Origin of the sequence: Salinisphaera dokdonensis CL-ES53 (assembly GCF_040361215.1) — a bacterium.
In the GTDB taxonomy this organism is placed as follows: Bacteria; Pseudomonadota; Gammaproteobacteria; order Nevskiales; family Salinisphaeraceae; genus Salinisphaera; species Salinisphaera dokdonensis.
This window is the reverse complement of record NZ_APND01000005.1, coordinates 146,768-163,444: the sequence shown is the minus strand read 5'-3', so window position 1 is coordinate 163,444 and position 16,677 is coordinate 146,768. Positions and strand designations below refer to the sequence as shown.

The following is a 16,677-nucleotide window of genomic DNA, read 5'->3' as shown; positions in this document are numbered from 1 at the left end:
CGACATCACTCGGGCCGCGGGCTCGTACGGTCGCGATTGCCGACGGGGTTATGCCGCGTGTTCGAAGTGCAGCTCGGTGTCCTCGCCGAGATCGACCTTGACGGTGTCGCCGGAGACGAATTCACCGGCCAGAATGCGCTTGGCGAGCGGGTTTTCGACCAGCGTCTGGATCGAGCGCTTGAGCGGGCGCGCGCCATAGACCGGGTCGAAGCCGGCCTCCGCCAGCTTGTCGAGCGCGGCATCGCTGATATCGAGCGTCAGTTCGCGCTCGGCCAGCCGCTCGTGCAGTGCACGCATCTGAATTCGCGCGATCGAACGGATCTCGGTCTGCGCCAGCGGGTGGAAGACCACGGACTCGTCGATCCGGTTGATGAACTCGGGCCGGAATTGCTGGGCCACGACTTCCATAACCGACTCGCGCATGGTTTCGTAGTTCTCTTCGCCGGCGAGCTCCTGAATGAGCTGGCTGCCGAGGTTGGAGGTCATCACGATCACCGTGTTGCGGAAGTCCACGGTACGCCCGTGACCGTCGGTGAGCCGGCCGTCGTCGAGCACTTGCAGCAGGATGTTGAACACGTCGGTGTGCGCCTTTTCGACCTCGTCGAGCAGGATTACGGAGTAGGGCTTGCGGCGCACGGCTTCGGTCAGATATCCACCTTGTTCATAGCCGACATAGCCCGGCGGCGCGCCGATCAGGCGCGCCACGGAATGGCGCTCCATGAACTCGGACATGTCGATACGGACCATCGCGTCCTCGGTATCGAACAGGAAGGTGGCGATCGACTTGCACAGCTCGGTCTTGCCCACGCCGGTGGGGCCGAGGAACAGGAACGAGCCGATCGGCCGGTCGGGATCGGACAGACCGGAACGCGAGCGCCGTATCGCATCAGACACGGCAGAGACGGCCTCGTTCTGGCCGATCACGCGCTCGTGCAATGAGTCCTCCATGCGCAACAGCTTGTCGCGCTCGGCCTCGAGCATGCGGGTGACCGGAATGCCGGTCCAGCGCGACACGATTTCGGCGACTTCCTCGTCGGTCACGTTGTTGCGCAGCAGCTTGTGGTCGGCCGGCTTCTCTTCGGCGGCCTGCGCTTCCTCGAGCTCGCGCTGAAGTTGAGGGATTCTGCCGTACTGCAGTTCGGCCATACGCTCGTAGTCGCCGGCGCGCTGTGCCGCTTCCAGCTCGCGGCGGGCCTGATCGAGTTCCTCACGCTTGTTGGCCGCGCCGGCAACGCTGGCTTTCTCGGCTTTCCAGATCTCCTCCAGATCCGAATACTCGCGTTCCAGCTCGGCGATTTCCCCGTCGATTTTCTCCAGCCGGGCCTTCGAACCGTCGTCGGACTCCTTAGAGAGCGCCTGCTTCTCGATCTTGAGCTGGATCAGGCGCCGGTCGAGCCGGTCGAGCGCCTCCGGCTTGGAATCGATCTCGATACGGATTTTCGAAGCGGCCTCGTCGATCAGGTCGATCGCCTTGTCCGGCAGTTTGCGGTCGGTGATATAGCGTTGCGACAACTTCGCCGCGGCAATGATCGCGCCGTCGGTGATATCCACGCCGTGATGTACTTCGTAGCGCTCTTTGAGGCCACGCAGGATGGCGATGGTGTCTTCCAGATCCGGCTCGTCGACCATCACCTTCTGGAAGCGGCGTTCCAGGGCCGCATCCTTTTCGATGTTCTCGCGATACTCGTTGAGTGTGGTCGCGCCGATGCAGTGCAGCTCACCGCGGGCCAGGGCGGGCTTGAGCATGTTGCCCGCATCCATCGAGCCCTCGGCCTTGCCGGCGCCGACCAGCGTATGGATCTCGTCGATGAACAGGATGATGCGGCCTTCCTGCTTCGCCAGATCGGAGAGCACGCCCTTGAGCCGATCCTCGAACTCGCCGCGATACTTCGCACCCGCGATCATCGCGCCGAGGTCGAGCACCAGCACGCGCTTGTCGCGCAGGGATTCCGGCACCTCGCCGTTGAGGATGCGCTGGGCCAGGCCTTCAACAATAGCGGTCTTGCCCACGCCGGGCTCGCCGACCAGGGTCGGGTTGTTCTTGGTCCGGCGCGACAGCACCTGGATCACGCGACGGATTTCCTCGTCGCGGCCGATCACCGGGTCGAGCTTGCCCTGTTCGGCGCGCTCGGTGAGGTCGACGGTGTACTTGTCGAGCGCGCCGCGCTGCTCCTCGGCGTTGGCGTCGTCCACGCTTTCGCCGCCGCGAAGCTTGTCGATCTGGGTGGTGAGGTTGGCGCGTGTTGCGCCGGCATCCTTGAGGATTTTACCGGCTTCCGATTTGTCCTCGAGTGCGGCGAGCACGAACAGCTCGCTGGACACGAACGCGTCATTACGTTTCTGAGCGAGCTTGTCGGACAGGTTGAGCACGCGTATCAGCGCCTGGCTCGCACCGACATCGCCGGTGGCCTCGCCGACCACGGGCAGATTGTCTAGCGCTTTCAACAGTCGGTTGCGGATATCGCGAACGTCCAGGCCTGCGCCGTCGAGCAGCGGACGCACCGTGCCGCCCTCGGCGTCGAGCAGGGCGAGCAGCACGTGGAGTGGCTGAATTTCATTGTGGTCGCGGCCCACGGCCAGGCTTTGGGCCTCGCCGAGTGCGGTCTGCAGTTTGCTGGTGAGTTTGTCCATTCTCATTGCATCGTTCCCTTGGCAGTCGTCACGCGGCGCCGTTTGGCGCGCGTCTTTGCTATGTCCCTGTTTATAGGTGCCGGCGCAAACAATTCAACCATCGTTTGAAAGATAATTTTCGTTCGAGGCGTTCGCCGATGACGCCCGAAGACCATAAACGCGCTGATATACTCGCGCGAGCGCCCAAAAGGGCACGTGACGATTTGTTTTCACCGGGGTTTTAATGACCAAGGCCTATAACGACGCTGAGTTCATGCTCAGCGAAGAGGCGCGTCCGCTGCGCCTGTTGTCCGAATATCTCGAGCCCAGAACCCGACTGGCTGAACTCAAGGTTCACCGTGCGCTGATCTTCTGGGGCTCTGCGCGATTGCGCCCCCGCGAGGATGATCCGGTCGACAAGACGGTGGACTTCTATGCCGAGGCCCGCGAGCTTGCTGCGCGCATGACGCGCTGGACGATGGAGGCACACGCGGCCGATGAGCATTACTATGTCTGCACCGGCGGGGGGCCGGGCATCATGGAGGCGGCCAACCGCGGCGCTGCGGACGTCAATCGCGACCTGTCGATGGGCTACAATATCGAGCTACCGCATGAGCAGGGGTCGAACGCGTTCATCAGCGATGCGCTGAATTTCGAGTTCCATTACTTCTTCATGCGAAAGTTCTGGTTCATGAACGTCGCGAAGGCGCTGATCATCTTCCCGGGCGGCTTCGGTACGATGGACGAGCTGTTCGAAATGCTCACGCTGATACAGACGGGCAAACAACCGCGAATTCCGGTAGTACTCTATGGCAAGGACTTCTGGGACCGACTCATCAACTTTGATGTGTTTGTCGAACTAGGGCTTATAGCAGAGCGCGACATCGACCTGTTCTATCGAGCGGATTCGGTTGATGACGCATTTGATTTCCTCACCGATGCGCTCGCGCAGGATACGGTGACCGCACAAAGCCGGCACGGCTGACTGTCATGGCTAACGGATCGTTCAAGAAACAAGGCAGCGCACAGGGCGGCCTCAATCCCAGTGCACGACTGCTCGTCGCGGGCTGGATCGGCAGCATGGTGCTGGTGGCGCTGCTGACGGTGATGCTCACCTACGATTTTTCGGATGATGAATCGGCGCCCGAACGTAATGCGCCGGCGGCCGGCCAGATGGCCGACTCCGGTCAGGATCAGGGTGTGGTCGAATCCTCGCCGGATACGCAGATCGAAGGCAGCGATTCGAGCGACCAGACGGCTGCGAACGAATCGGCCGAACCCGAAGAGCCGGCCGAGCCCCAGTTCATGCCCGGCCTGGAGCTCGCAGGGCGGACCGGTATCGTGCAGCTCGCCGCGTCGAGCCTTCCGCCCAGCGATGTGGTGGCCGAATGGTGTCGTGGTCTGGCCGAGCGCGTGAATGGCGTGGCGTCCAGCGATTGCATGTCCGGCGCGTTCGCCGATTCCGGTCACAAGTCGGTCAACGGCCGACCGCTGATCGTGCGTCAGATCGACGCAACTTCGCGCCCGGGCTCTGGCCGCGTGATGTTGATCGCCGCCACCCACGGCGACGAGTTGAGTTCGGTCGGCACCGTGTTCAGCTGGATGAACATGATCGCCGAAGAGGGCACCGGGTATGAATGGCGTGTGGCGCCCGTCATGAATCCCGACGGGCTTTTTCACGAGCCGCCAACCCGCGTGAATGCGAACGGCGTCGATTTGAACCGCAACCTGCCGACTGCGGGCTGGGCCAAGGAATCGCGCGACTACTGGCGTCGCGTCGGTTTCGAGAAACGTCGATTCCCGGGCGAGAGCGCTGGCAGCGAGCCCGAGAACCGCTGGCTATCCGAGCAAATCGAGGAGTTTCAGCCCAACGTGATCATCTCGATGCATGCCCCCTACGGCGTGCTCGACTACGACGGCGATTTCCCGGCGCCGCAGAAGATGGGCAGCCTCAACCTGCACCGTCTCGGCGTATATCCAGGGTCGCTGGGCAACTTCGCCTCCCGTATGAAAGGGATTCCGGTGATCACCGTCGAGCTCGACGACGCCGACGAGCCGCCGAGCGACGACGAGATCAAGCAGATGTTTACCGATCTCAACGGTTGGCTGGATCGCTACTTCCGTAGCGTACGCCAGGCCAGCGCCGGCAATACCAGCGCCGACGCGGGCTGACAAGACATGGCGCCTCGCCGATCGGCGAGGCGCTTCGCATTATCGTCTGAAACGAATGCCGGGCATCGTCGCCTGACGAGACAACTGCGTGCGTAACCTGGGCGTGAGGCGCTGCCAATCGCGTAGTTCGTCGATATCGTTGCGTGGGGTGATTTCCGCGTGGTCGAAGCCCAGTCGCATCATCCCAGTCCGCGTGGCAGTACTCACGCGCGGCGTACTCCAGCGCGGGCCGCGAAAAACACGCGGCGTGTCGCCATCCAGACCGATTGCCCAGTACCCGCCATCTTCGGTCGGTGCCATCCAAGCCGTTTTACCCTCGCGCGCGAGGGCGTTGCGGGCGTGTTCCAGCCAAGAACCGCCGAGTTCGGGCTGATCGCTTCCCACGACCAGTACGGGGCCTCGAGGATTCGGGCCAAGCCCGCGACGAATGCCGTCGGCCATGCGAGTGCCCAGATCCCCTTGCGCCTGGCGGTAACGGGTCACGCCATAGCGCCGAGCCAGGTGTTTAAAAAACGGGTGCCGGGTATTCGGCGCACAGGAAAGAATCGCGCGCCCGGGCGCAGCTCCGGTGATGCTGGCAACCGCGTGTTCGAGCATCGCACGGTAGATACGTGCCGCGCGTGTATTGCCCACGCCGCGCGCGAGGCGCGTTTTGCAACGACCGGGGATCGGGGCCTTCGCAAAGATCACGATCGTGAGATCGTCGTCGCGCGACGGAAAAGCTTCGTTTGAATGCAGGGGGTTGGCAACAGACATAAGCCTGCTATCATACGCCGCTCGCTTGCAGGTAAGCAGGCAAGAAAACGGGGCCGTAGCTCAGTTGGGAGAGCGTCGCGTTCGCAATGCGAAGGTCGGCGGTTCGATTCCGCCCGGCTCCACCAGACATCGAAGAAGCCGCTCACCGAGCGGCTTTTTTCGTTTCCGGACGTGCAATGCGTTCCGGATGTCCTAGCAGTCCGTAAAGCACGCAGTCACGACGAATGTCGTCTTCCTTGTGCACGGAAATACCGCCCGGTGTATTTGACTATCGTCGTATGTGGATTCCGTAAGTCGCTGATTCAGCGCGCGCATTAGGTTCAGGATAAGACCATTAACAGCGCGTTCGTTGATAGAGCGCTGCTTCACTGCAGACACTCCGCCTACAACAAATAACAGTAGGAGGAGAGCCATGGTCATCTATGGTGTGGCGCTGCTGGCGGCCTGCATGCTGGCCGGCAACGTCATCGGCGAGCTGATCGGTATCGCTATCGGCGTGAGTTCCAACGTGGGCGGGGTGGGCTTGGCCATGTTGCTGCTGGTCTTCGTGGTCTATCGGCTACAGAAGGCCGGCTGTCTGGATGTGTCGTCACGGCGTGGCGTGGAATTCTGGAGTTCGCTGTATATCCCGATCGTCGTCGCAATGGCGGCCAGCCAGAATGTGGTTGGTGCCGTTACGGGCGGCCCGGTCGCGTTGGTCGGCGGTCTTGTGGTGGTCGCGGTGAGCTTTGCGCTCGTGCCGGTGATTGCGCGGATGGGCAAGGGCAAGTACGCCGTACCGCTGGACGACATCGAAGACGAGCGGGGTGTTCGCGATGAATGAACGTCTTCTGGATGTCTTCGCCAGTAATGGGCTGATCACGGCGTTTGCCGCCGTTGGCCTGCTCATGCTGGTCTGTAATCTCGTTTCCAAGCACCTCACGGCCGGGCGTATCCACGGCTCGGCGATCGCGATCGCCGTGGGCCTGGTGCTGTCCTATATCGGCGGTGTCTCGACCGGCGGTGAAGACGGCCTCGCCGATGTCGCTCTGTTTTCCGGCATCGGCCTGATGGGCGGCTCCATGCTGCGCGATTTCGCCATCGTGGCGACTGCGTTTGGCGTGGATGTCGAGGAACTGCGCAAGGCCGGGCTGAACGGCGTGGTCGCGCTTTTCGTTGGCATCATCGTGCCGTTCTTTCTAGGTGGTGCGATCGCCTATGCATTCGGCTATACCGACCCGGTCGCGGTGACGACCATCGGCGCGGGCGCGGCGACCTATATCGTCGGGCCGATCACCGGTACCGCGATCGGCGCGAGTTCGGATCTGATCGCGTTGTCGATCGCGATTGGGCTTGTGAAGTCGATCTCGGTGATGATTGTGACGCCGATGGTGGCGCGCACGATTTCGCTCAACAATCCTTCGGCCGCGCTGGTATTCGGCGGCATGATGGGCACCACCAGCGGCGTGGCCGGTGGCCTGGCGGCGACCGATCCACGGCTGGTGCCGTATGGAGCCATGACCGCGACTTTCTATACCGGTCTCGGCTGCCTGCTGGGCCCGTCGGTGCTGTATCTGGTGGTGCGTGCACTGCTCGGCGGCTGATCGGTCGCCGGGCGATCTATGGGGCGCCGCGTCAGCCGGTAACAGCGACCGCGGCGTCCTCCAGCGCGACGATTCGCTCGTCCGCGGCGCGCGACTTCAGGTAGCACAGCCCCAACGTCTGCGTAACGCGCTGGTTCGGTGCGACCCGGGCAAAGGAGAGGTCGCCAGGGTAGATGTCGTCGATGCGCTTGGGCAGCAGGGCATGCCCCACGCCGCCCTTGACCAGGCTGGCCAGCGTGAAGATGTCGTTGGCGCGCAGCACGACTCTTGGTGTGATGCCGGCTTCGAGGAACATGCGATAGCTGTCCCGGCCGGTGGCGAACTCCTGCGACAGCATCACGAAAGGCGCACCGTCGTATTGCCGCAGGTCGACCGGTATGGCCGAGGCGCGCGGCGCGTCCGCCGCGGCACTGGCGATATGGATCTCGTCGTCGAACAGCGGTCTGACGATGCGGTGCCGGCGCCGGCCGAGGCCATGCACGCAGATCAGCGCGACATCGATATCGCCGGCCTGCAGCTTGTCCTCGAGATCGGCATTGGAGCCGAGCACGAGTTCGATATCGCAGTCCGGCACGCTCTCCTTGAGGGCGTTGATGATGCGCGGCACCACGGCCACGGTGAGCGAGTAGAGCGTGCCGATGCGGAAGATACTCGGCGAGATGCCCGCCGCAGAACGGGTTTCGTCGACGCTGCGCTGAATGCGCTCGATGATCTCGCTGGCGTGGCGTTCGAGCACGAAGGCCGACTCCAGCGGCTCCAGCGAGCGGCTACGGTGGGCGAACAGCGGGCAACCGACCGCGGCTTCCAGCGAATGGATCGCCTTGTGCACCGACACGCTCGACAGCGACAGCGCCTCGGCGGCACGCGCCAGGTTTCGTTCGCGCATGAACACGAGAAATATCTCGAGCTTGCGCAGGGTGATCTCGTCGCTGCTCACGATGGCCGTCCCGTGCCTGAAGAATCGACGTTAACAAACCAAACGGCGGGTTTATTGAATCGCCGCCTGCCGCATTCTAACTTGAGCGCCGTGCAGGCCAGCCCGACCGCAAGACAGGACACAGCATGACCGAACGCAAATGGACGACGCGGCGCGACGACAAGCGCGAACGCATGGACGGTGTCGCGCCCTGGTTGGACGCGAAAGTGCTGGCCCGCGAACGCGTGCCGGACGCACTGCACGCGCTGATTCGCTCGGGCGATCGCGTGATCGCGGAGGGCAACAACCAGAAGCAGGCCGATTTCCTGTCGCGAGCGCTTGCCGATCTCGACCCGGACCGCGTGCACGATCTGCATATGATCCAGCCCAGCGTGGGCCGGCCCGAACATCTAGCCGTGTTCGAAAAAGGCATCGCCAGAAAGCTCGATTTCGCCTTTTCCGGCACCCAGAGCCATCGTATCGGCCAGCTGATGATGGACGGCGTGATCGAGGTCGGCGCGATCCATACCTATATCGAGCTCTATGCGCGGCTGTTCGTCGACCTGATCCCCAAGATCGTGCTCACCGCGGCGTTCAAGGCCGACCGCGCCGGAAATCTCTATACCGGCCCGTCGACAGAAGACACTCCGGCACTCGTCGAGGCGGCCGCGTTTTCGGGCGGTATCGTCATCGCCCAGGCCAACGAGATCGTCGACGATGTCTCGCAGCTGGATCGCGTGGATATCCCCGGCTCCTGGGTGGATGTGGTCGTCGAGGCCGACAAGCCGTTCTATATCGAACCGCTGTTCACCCGCGATCCGCGTCATATCACCGACGTGCAGATCTTCATGGCGATGATGGCGCTCAAGGGCATCTACGCCGAGCACGGCGTCACCTCTCTCAATCATGGCATCGGCTTCAATACCGCGGCCATCGAGCTGCTGCTGCCGACCTACGGTGAAAAGCTGGGCCTGCGCGGCAAGATTGCGAAGAACTGGGTGCTCAATCCGCACCCGACATTGATCCCGGCAATCGAATCCGGCTGGGTAGAGACCGTGCATTGCTTCGGCACCGAACTCGGCATGGAAAACTATGTCGCCGCGCGGCCGGACGTGTTCTTCACTGGTGCGGACGGCTCGCTGCGCTCCAACCGCGCCTTCTGTCAGCTCGCTGGCCATTACGCCGCCGATATGTTCATCGGCTCAACCCTGCAGATGGATCCGGACGGCAATTCCTCGACCGTGACGACCTCGCGCGTATCCGGTTTCGGCGGTGCGCCGAACCTCGGCTGTGACGCGCGCGGGCGTCGTCATGCCACGCCGGCCTGGGCGAACCTCGCGCCGAACAACGACCCGATGGCGCGCGGGCGCAAACTCGTCGTGCAGATGGTCGAAACCTTTCAGGCCGGACTGAACCCGACGTTTGTCGACCAGCTCGATGCGGTCACGGTGGCCCAAAAAGCCAAGCTCGATCTCGCCCCGGTCATGGTCTATGGCGACGATACGACGCATCTGCTCACGGAAGAGGGGCTGGCCTATCTGTACAAGGCCGAATCGCTGGACGAACGTCGCGCGATGATCGCGGCCGTTGCCGGTGTTACGCCACTGGGCCTGAGCGCAGATCCGGCCACAACGCGCCGGCTGCGCGAACAGGACAAGATTCGCTTCCCCGAGGATCTCGGCGTAAGCCGTACCGAGGCGACGCGGTCACAGCTGGCCGCCAGCAGCATCGCCGATCTGGTCGACTGGTCGGGCGGGCTCTACGAGCCGCCGGCACGCTTCAGGAGCTGGTAATGGATGGTGGTAGTGATGGTAGTAACGCCGGCGTAGACGTGCGCGCCCGCACGCTGGCTACGATGCTGGCCGATACGGCGACCGATGCCTTGCGCGCAGAGGTCGATCTCACGCCCAAACCGGGCCTGGTCGACGCCCGTGACAGTGGTGCGCATCAGGACATGACCCATGCGCTGATGCGTGCCTCGGCCGACGCGCTGCATCTGGGCTTCCACGACGCCGCCGTGGCAGCCACACGCGAACGCGATCTCGTACGTCTACGCGCCGAACTCGGGCTGCTCGGGCGTGAGAGCGAGGCCCGCATGCTGCTGGCGACAAATGGCGTGAACACCCATCGCGGGGCGATCTGGTGCCTCGGCCTGCTGGTGTCCGCGGCCGCTGCCGAGCCGGGTCGGTGGAAAGCGGATGTGCTGCTCGACTGGGTCGCGCGCATGGCGGTCATCAAGGACCCGGCCGTGTCGCCAGCGCGTTGTTCCAATGGCCAGAGGGCCATACGCAACTACGGCGTGGCCGGCGCGCGTGGCGAGGCGGCGAGTGGTTTCGCCCAGATCGTGGACGCCGGCCTGCCGGCGCTGCGCGCGGGGCGTAAGGCTGGCTGCAGCGAACGCGTTGCTCGATTGAATGCCCTGGTCGCCCTCATGGGCGTACTCGACGATACCTGCGTACTCAGCCGCGCGGGCCTGGAGGGATTGCGCGCGATGCAGTCACAGGCTGCGCGTATCGGCAAGCTCGGCGGCGTCGGTACATGCCGCGGCGCGCGCGAGCTGGCGGGGCTCGACCGCAACCTCATTGCCCTGAACGCCTCGCCCGGTGGTAGCGCCGACCTGCTGGCCGCCACGCTTTTCATCGACGCGCTCGAAACAGCCGCCAGCAATCAGCTCGGCGGGCGGCGAGCGTCTATCGAACCTGTACAGGAGAACGCTCATGCAACGACTGTCGCTTGATTACAAAGCCGGTGCGCCGGCCGGCCGCCGCGCGCTTGCCGGCGTGGTCGGTTCGGGCGATCTCGAAGTGCTGCTCGAGCCGGGCACCGATGGCCGCTCAACCGTCGAGATCAACACCTCGGTCGATGGTGTGAACGATATCTGGACGGCGGTCGTGAACCGTATCTTTGCAGACGCGAACCAGCCGGCCGTCGCACTGGAGATCAATGATTTCGGCGCCACGCCTGCGGTGGTGCGTCTGCGTATCGCCCAGGCGATGGAACACGCCGCCGGCACGGGAGCAGGCTGATGAATACCGCAGCACTTATCGAACGCGAAAGCTTTGTCGAGCGCAGCGCGCGTGCCCGGGTTTCCGGGCTGCTCGACGAGGGCAGCATGCGAGAACTGCTCGACCCCTTCGAGCGCCTGCGCTCACCCTGGCTGGGTCTGCAGGACATCGTCACCCAGGCAGACGACGGCGTGGTGATTGCGCGCGGCACCATCGATGGTACGGACGTCGTCTGCGCGGCGATCGAGCCGGCCTTCCAGGGTGGATCGATGGGCGAAGTCGGCGGCGCCAAGATCGCCGGCGCGCTGGAACTGGCACTCGAAGACGCGCGCGCCGGCAAGCCGGTCGTGCCTGTGCTGTTGCTGGAAACCGGCGGCGTACGCTTGCAGGAAGCCAACTGCGGCCTCGCGGCCATCGCCGAAATTCATGCCGCGATCGTCGCACTTCGGGCCCACGTGCCGGTAGTCGGCGTGATCACCGGCCCTGTCGGTTGCTTTGGCGGCATGTCGATTGCGGCTGGACTGTGTTCGGAACTCATCGTCACCCGCGAAGCGCGCCTGGGCCTCAATGGCCCGCAGGTGATCGAGCAGGAAGCGGGTGTCGACGAGTTCGATTCGCGTGATCGGCCGATGATCTGGAGCCTGACCGGTGGCGCCCAGCGCCATGCAACGGGTCTGACGGAAACGCTCTGCAACGACGACGCGCAGGCGATCGCTGTACAGATCACCCGTGCGGTAGCCGAGCCCGCACGCGCGTTGGCGCGTACCCAGGAGATCGACGCGAGCCTGAAGCGCCTGCGCTCCATCGATCCCGCGCGACGCGCCGAAGCGGGCTGGGTACGGGAAGCGTTCAAAACCGAAGAATTCGGGACAACCGGGAGCAGCTCATGAACGACCATCCGTCTCAACGCGGCCGGACTTGGCTCGATGCGCTTACGGATAAAGCAGCTCCGGTCGACGGCTATCCCGCCAGCGTGCGCGTGGTCGATGCGCCGCTGGCCGGGCATTCCGCGCGCTATATCGCGGTGGTGCCGGACCCTGACAGCGCGTTCGTTCGGGCGCGTGCCGGCGAAGTCGGGCTGGAGCAGGGCTGGGCCATCGCCCAGGCCGTGCGCGAGGTCTGCGCCGCGGATCGGGACAGCGAAGACAAGCGACCGATCGTCGCCGTGATCGATGTGCCGAGCCAGGCGTATGGCCGCAGCGAAGAAGCGTTCGGGATACACCAGGCGTTGGCTGCCGCCGTGGAGGCCTACGCGCAGGCGCGTGCGGCCGGCCATCCGGTGATCGGCCTGATCGTCGGCAAGGCCATGTCAGGGGCCTTCCTGGCCCACGGCTACCAGGCCAATCGTCTGATCGCGCTCGACGATGACGGCGTGGAAGTCCACGCGATGGGCAAACAGGCCGCGGCACGGGTCACGCAGCGCACGGTCGAGGGCGTGGAAACGCTGGCAAAGACCATTACGCCCATGGCCTACGATATCCGCAGCTTCGACAGCCTCGGCCTGCTTTATCGCCTGTTCCGTGTCGAGAACGCACAGGCGCCCGCGCCGGTCGATATCGAATCCGCGCGTACCGCACTGGCGGACGCGCTCGCCGATATCGCCGACACGCGCGATCTGGGCTCGCGTTTGAATCCCGGCCGACAAGCCTCGGTCGAAGTGCGCAAGCGTTTGCGCGCGCAGTGGTAGAAGGGCGCAGCGAACACGATGTTCGACTACACCGGCAATAACCGCATCGCTCGCCCGCACGACCTGATCTGGCTCGACGCCGCCGGTGCACTCGAAGGACCGGTGCCGAAGTGGGCGGTGCAGGCACTCGCCGACGACGCACCGGTGGTGATCCGCCGTGCGCCGCGGCAGGGCGATCGTCTGCCCGTGGGCGTACGCGGCGCGAGCCGCGGCGAACGGCATGCCGACTGGATCGATGCGTCGGCGATCCGCAGCTGTCGCACGCCGGAATCGCTGGCAGCAGCCCACGTCTGGTCGGGCCAGGCCCGCCGGGATGAGATCCCGGCGATTGCAGCACGCGCCGATGTCGCCGCAATCTTTAAGCGGTTCGGCATGCCCTGGGGCGTGACCGGGGCAGTGGGCTATGAACTGGCAACCGGCCAGCCGGTAGCGCACGTCGAATCCGATCTTGATTTGCTGGTTCGTCGACCCGAGCCGTTGGCGCGTGATGAGGCCGCAGCGCTTTGCTCCGTATTGGCAGCGGCCTCGGCGCGCTGCGACGTGCAGGTGGAAACACCGACCGGCGCGATGGCGCTGGCTGAATGGGCGTCGTCGGCATCCCGAGTTCTGGTCAAGAGCGATGCGGGCCCGTTTCTCAGTTCCGATCCCTGGAGCGCCGCAGCATCCGATGATGTTGCGCGCTGCGATGCGGCTATTCCTGGCGCGGGCTGATCCGGCATGGGTGTGATCTTCACGTTTCCCGGGCAGGGCGCCCAGCGCGCCGGAATGCTCGCAGCGCTGCCGGACAGCGACGCGGTATGCGAGGCGAAAGCGGAGGCCGAAGCCGTGCTTGGCCGCAAATGCGCGGAAATGGATACCGCCGAAGCGCTTGCTGACACGGAAACAGTGCAACTGGCGCTGACCATCGCGGGTGTCGCCAGCGCGCGTCATCTCCAGGCCGAAGGTGCCGCGCCCCAGGCCGTGATGGGACTGTCGATCGGCGCATGGCCTGCGGCCGTCGTGGCAGGCACGATCGATTACGGCGATGCGCTGAAGCGGGTCGCTCGGCGCGGTGCGCTCATGCGTGACGCCTTTCCGCGAGGCTATGGCATGAGTGCGGTCCTGGGGTTAGCCGAGGCGCAGGTGCGCGCGCTTGTTCAGGACGTACAGGGCGAAGGCCATATCGTGTACGTGGGCAACGTCAACAGCGATCAGCAGATTGTCGTGGCCGGGCGCGACGACGCACTCGCGCGGATGGATACCCTGGCGACCCAGGCCGGGGCATCGCGTGTTGCACGTCTGGACATGGCGGTGCCGTCCCATTGCGTATTGCTTGATGACTCGGCCGACGCATTGGCGGATACGGCGCCACCATCTCTGTTCGGTACGCCGAAGTTGGCCTATTTCAGCGCCAATGCGCGACGGCGGTTGTGGCGTGCGGGCGATGTGCGCGACGACTTGATCTACAACATGGCGCGAAACGTGTATTGGGCAGCCGCCGCGCGGATCGCACACGAATCGGGCTTCACGCTGGCCGTAGAGATGCCGCCGGCACGGGTACTTACGCGCTTGCACCCGGCGATGGATAGCGGCGGCGAAGCCGTGGCCGTGGTCGATGCCGGCTGGCATAATGCCGCGGCCCTGATCCGGCGCGCTGCTTCCTCGGACGACTGAGTCCCATCCCGCACGCCGCGCCGCCATTCCGACTGTTTGGGTGCAGTCCAAGGAGCCGTGCGCATGGCGCCAGTCCCGCAGAGCCGCGGTCGTTATTTCATATTCATCGCCGTACTGGGGATGCTGACCGCGATCGCGCCTCTGTCGATCGACATGTACCTGCCGGCGATGCCAGGGCTCGCCCGTCAGTTCTCGGTCGATCCGGCCTATGTTCAGTACAGCCTGAGCTTGTTCTTCCTGGGCCTGGCAGCCGGACAGCTCACCTACGGGCCGCTGTCGGACCGTTACGGGCGACGCCCGATTCTGTACTTCGGTATCTGTCTTTACCTGATCGCGGCGGTGGTGTGCGCGCTGTCCACCTCGATCGGCATGCTGATCCTCGCCCGCGCGGCCCAGGGTTTCGGTGCCGCCGCGGCGCCGGTGATGGCGCGCGCGATCGTGCGGGATCGTTTCGAGGGTGCGAAGGCAGCCAGCGTGATGTCGTTCGTGGTCATGGTCATGGCGACCGCGCCGCTGGTCGCACCGATTGTCGGCGGGGTCGTGCTTTCGTTCGCCAGCTGGCAGGGCATCTTCTGGTTGCTCTGTCTGTATGCGCTGATGTGTCTGGTCGCGTTGACTGTACTGCTGCCCGAGTCCCATCCGCCCGAGCGGCGTACGCGTGACCGCAGCCTGATCGCACAGTACGTAGGCTATGTGTCGCTGTTGCGGCGCGGCCCGATCGCCTTGTTCCTGACCTGCGGCGGGCTCATGTTCGGCGCGCTGTTTTCGTACGTGGCCGCGAGCTCGTTCGTCTATATCAATCAGTTCGGGATCGACGAGTCGATGTTCGGCTTCTATTTCGGCGCGAATGTGCTTGCAATGCTTGTGGGGACCGCAGCCAATGGCCGACTGGTCATGCGTTTCGGGTATCTCACGCTACTGGGTGTGGGCGTGGCCAACACGCTCGCCTGCTCGGCCGTACTGCTGGCTACGACGCTCAGCGGGGTCGGCGGCTTCTGGGGCGTGGCCGTACCGTTGTTCTTCCTGTTATCGACCGTCGGTGTCGCCGGGGCGAACACCGTGGCTGGCCTTCTCGACATGGCGCCGGACGCCGCGGGCGCGGCGTCGGCGCTGTTCGGTGTGGTGCAGTTCAGCTGCGGCGCGGCGGCCACCTGGCTGGTCGGCGTACTGGGTGGCGACGCGACGGCAATGGCGATCGTGATGTGCGTCGCATCTGCAGGTTCGACGGCCGCTTACCTCGGACTGCGCGCGGTTGCCGGAAGCAAACAGGCGGCAAACGCCGGGGCCTGATGGTGCTGAAAAGCGCGCTGATGGGCGGGCAGGCCAAGCGTTCGAGTACAGCGAAGCGCGACGTGCAGTGTCCCGGATGGAGAGCGCGCCGGATTCCGGATGCGCGATCGAGATGAATCGCCTAGAACGCGAGGATCAGGCCCATGCCGACTGCGATGTTGTCGCGGATATCGTCGTCGCCGGTCTGGTCGAGGCGATCGTCGTCGAGGCCGAAGCCACCTTGTAACGCAACCCGCTGGTTGATCCAGTTCTGCTTCATGAATCCGCGCAGGCCGTATTCCGGATTGAACACGCTGAAGGATTCCACTTCGGGGTTCACTTCGACTTCGCCTTCGGCATTCAGCGCGATGTTCGAGGTGGCCGGTTTCGCGGGCGTTGCACGTTTGTCTGCCTTGCGCTCCCTGGTGTCCAGAAGCTCGGTACCAGCCGCGTCTTCGGGCACCTGCAGATTCAGGCCGGGCAGCGGCTCGTCGCTTTCCACGAAATCGCCGGCGGCCGAGACATCGACGCCGTTCGCGGCAATATGAGCTTCGGCGCGGGATGCAGATGGCCGGGGCGGTTCGCTGGGTTGCAGATCCGTTGCGTCGTCCAGGCGCAGCGCCACGTTGCTAGCGGGTTCGGCGGCGGCGGGCGCCGTCTGGGTCGGCACGGATGGTTTCGGTGCTGCGGGCTTCGGCGGAGCGGCAGCCTGTATACGCGCGGAATCTTCGCTCGGCTGCGGCGCACGATCGATATAGGTGAACGCGAACACGCCTGCCGCGCCCGCTGCCAGCAGCAGGGCACAGGCGGCTCGGGTACCGATACTGCGCGGGGTTTTCATCGCCTCTTAATCCTGCCGGCGGACTGTCGGCCGGGCCGAAATAACGCATGCAAAAACGCAATCACGCCTTATATTGGCGCGATCGCGCTGAAAGCACAATACGTGCCCCAGAAAAAGACGACGCGGGTCAGTGCGCTAGGACATAGAGCTACAGCAGATTCAACGAGTAACAACCGTTCCCGCGC

General features: G+C 64.4%; 16 protein-coding genes and 1 tRNA gene. 13 read left to right on the top strand and 4 right to left on the bottom strand.

The window, feature by feature from the left end:
• Nucleotides 1-48: 48 nt before the first annotated feature.
• Complete coding sequence (gene clpB / locus SADO_RS15415; RefSeq protein WP_353112987.1) at nt 49-2,631, bottom strand: ATP-dependent chaperone ClpB; 2,583 nt, start codon at nt 2,629-2,631, stop codon at nt 49-51.
• A gap of 223 nt (nt 2,632-2,854) precedes the next feature.
• On the opposite strand from clpB, the gene SADO_RS15410 reads away from it, so the two are divergent.
• Complete coding sequence (locus SADO_RS15410) at nt 2,855-3,595, top strand: LOG family protein (RefSeq protein ID WP_353112985.1); 741 nt, start codon at nt 2,855-2,857, stop codon at nt 3,593-3,595.
• A gap of 5 nt (nt 3,596-3,600) precedes the next feature.
• Nucleotides 3,601-4,782, top strand: coding sequence for a M14 family zinc carboxypeptidase (locus tag SADO_RS15405; RefSeq protein WP_353112983.1), 1,182 nt, complete (start codon nt 3,601-3,603; stop codon nt 4,780-4,782).
• 39 nt (nt 4,783-4,821) lie between these two features.
• Here the strand turns inward: SADO_RS15405 and SADO_RS15400 are convergent, their stop codons facing one another.
• Nucleotides 4,822-5,538, bottom strand: coding sequence for a TIGR04282 family arsenosugar biosynthesis glycosyltransferase (locus SADO_RS15400; protein ID WP_353112981.1), 717 nt, complete (start codon nt 5,536-5,538; stop codon nt 4,822-4,824).
• Between the two features lie 49 nt (nt 5,539-5,587).
• On the opposite strand from SADO_RS15400, the gene SADO_RS15395 reads away from it, so the two are divergent.
• The 3 genes from SADO_RS15395 to madM all read left to right on the top strand — a co-directional run bounded on the left by SADO_RS15395 (nt 5,588) and on the right by madM (nt 7,121).
• Nucleotides 5,588-5,663 (top strand) — tRNA-Ala (locus SADO_RS15395).
• A 287-nt stretch (nt 5,664-5,950) separates the two neighbouring features.
• Complete coding sequence (gene madL / locus SADO_RS15390) at nt 5,951-6,361, top strand: malonate transporter subunit MadL (RefSeq protein ID WP_353112979.1); 411 nt, start codon at nt 5,951-5,953, stop codon at nt 6,359-6,361.
• On the top strand, nt 6,354-7,121 hold the full coding sequence (gene madM, locus SADO_RS15385; protein WP_353112977.1) for a malonate transporter subunit MadM: 768 nt from the start codon (nt 6,354-6,356) through the stop codon (nt 7,119-7,121). Before madL ends, madM begins: the two co-directional genes overlap by 8 nt.
• 31 nt (nt 7,122-7,152) lie before the next feature.
• Here the strand turns inward: madM and SADO_RS15380 are convergent, their stop codons facing one another.
• Nucleotides 7,153-8,058, bottom strand: a complete 906-nt coding sequence (locus SADO_RS15380) for a LysR family transcriptional regulator (RefSeq protein ID WP_353112975.1) — start codon at nt 8,056-8,058, stop codon at nt 7,153-7,155.
• 125 nt (nt 8,059-8,183) lie between these two features.
• Between SADO_RS15380 and mdcA the strand changes: the two genes are divergently transcribed.
• The 8 genes from mdcA to SADO_RS15340 all read left to right on the top strand — a co-directional run bounded on the left by mdcA (nt 8,184) and on the right by SADO_RS15340 (nt 15,672).
• On the top strand, nt 8,184-9,830 hold the full coding sequence (gene mdcA, locus SADO_RS15375) for a malonate decarboxylase subunit alpha (protein ID WP_353112973.1): 1,647 nt from the start codon (nt 8,184-8,186) through the stop codon (nt 9,828-9,830).
• Entirely contained in the window at nt 9,830-10,774 is a 945-nt protein-coding gene (locus SADO_RS15370; protein WP_353112971.1) for a triphosphoribosyl-dephospho-CoA synthase, read from the top strand. The genes mdcA and SADO_RS15370 overlap by 1 nt, the downstream gene beginning before the upstream one ends.
• Nucleotides 10,755-11,063, top strand: a complete 309-nt coding sequence (locus tag SADO_RS15365) for a malonate decarboxylase subunit delta (RefSeq protein WP_353112969.1) — start codon at nt 10,755-10,757, stop codon at nt 11,061-11,063. The genes SADO_RS15370 and SADO_RS15365 overlap by 20 nt, the downstream gene beginning before the upstream one ends.
• Nucleotides 11,063-11,932 carry a biotin-independent malonate decarboxylase subunit beta gene (locus SADO_RS15360; protein ID WP_353112967.1) on the top strand — a complete coding sequence of 290 codons (870 nt, stop codon included), beginning with the start codon at nt 11,063-11,065 and terminating at the stop codon, nt 11,930-11,932. The genes SADO_RS15365 and SADO_RS15360 overlap by 1 nt, the downstream gene beginning before the upstream one ends.
• Nucleotides 11,929-12,729, top strand: coding sequence for a biotin-independent malonate decarboxylase subunit gamma (mdcE, locus tag SADO_RS15355; protein ID WP_353112965.1), 801 nt, complete (start codon nt 11,929-11,931; stop codon nt 12,727-12,729). The genes SADO_RS15360 and mdcE overlap by 4 nt, the downstream gene beginning before the upstream one ends.
• Before the next feature lie 18 nt (nt 12,730-12,747).
• Complete coding sequence (locus SADO_RS15350; RefSeq protein WP_353112963.1) at nt 12,748-13,440, top strand: malonate decarboxylase holo-ACP synthase; 693 nt, start codon at nt 12,748-12,750, stop codon at nt 13,438-13,440.
• Nucleotides 13,441-13,446: 6 nt separating this feature from the next.
• Nucleotides 13,447-14,382, top strand: a complete 936-nt coding sequence (locus SADO_RS15345) for an ACP S-malonyltransferase (RefSeq protein WP_353112961.1) — start codon at nt 13,447-13,449, stop codon at nt 14,380-14,382.
• 63 nt (nt 14,383-14,445) lie between these two features.
• On the top strand, nt 14,446-15,672 hold the full coding sequence (locus SADO_RS15340) for a Bcr/CflA family multidrug efflux MFS transporter (RefSeq protein ID WP_353112959.1): 1,227 nt from the start codon (nt 14,446-14,448) through the stop codon (nt 15,670-15,672).
• 121 nt (nt 15,673-15,793) lie between these two features.
• On the opposite strand, the gene SADO_RS15335 is transcribed toward SADO_RS15340, so the two are convergent.
• Nucleotides 15,794-16,492, bottom strand: a complete 699-nt coding sequence (locus SADO_RS15335; RefSeq protein WP_353112957.1) for a hypothetical protein — start codon at nt 16,490-16,492, stop codon at nt 15,794-15,796.
• Nucleotides 16,493-16,677 lie beyond the last annotated feature (185 nt).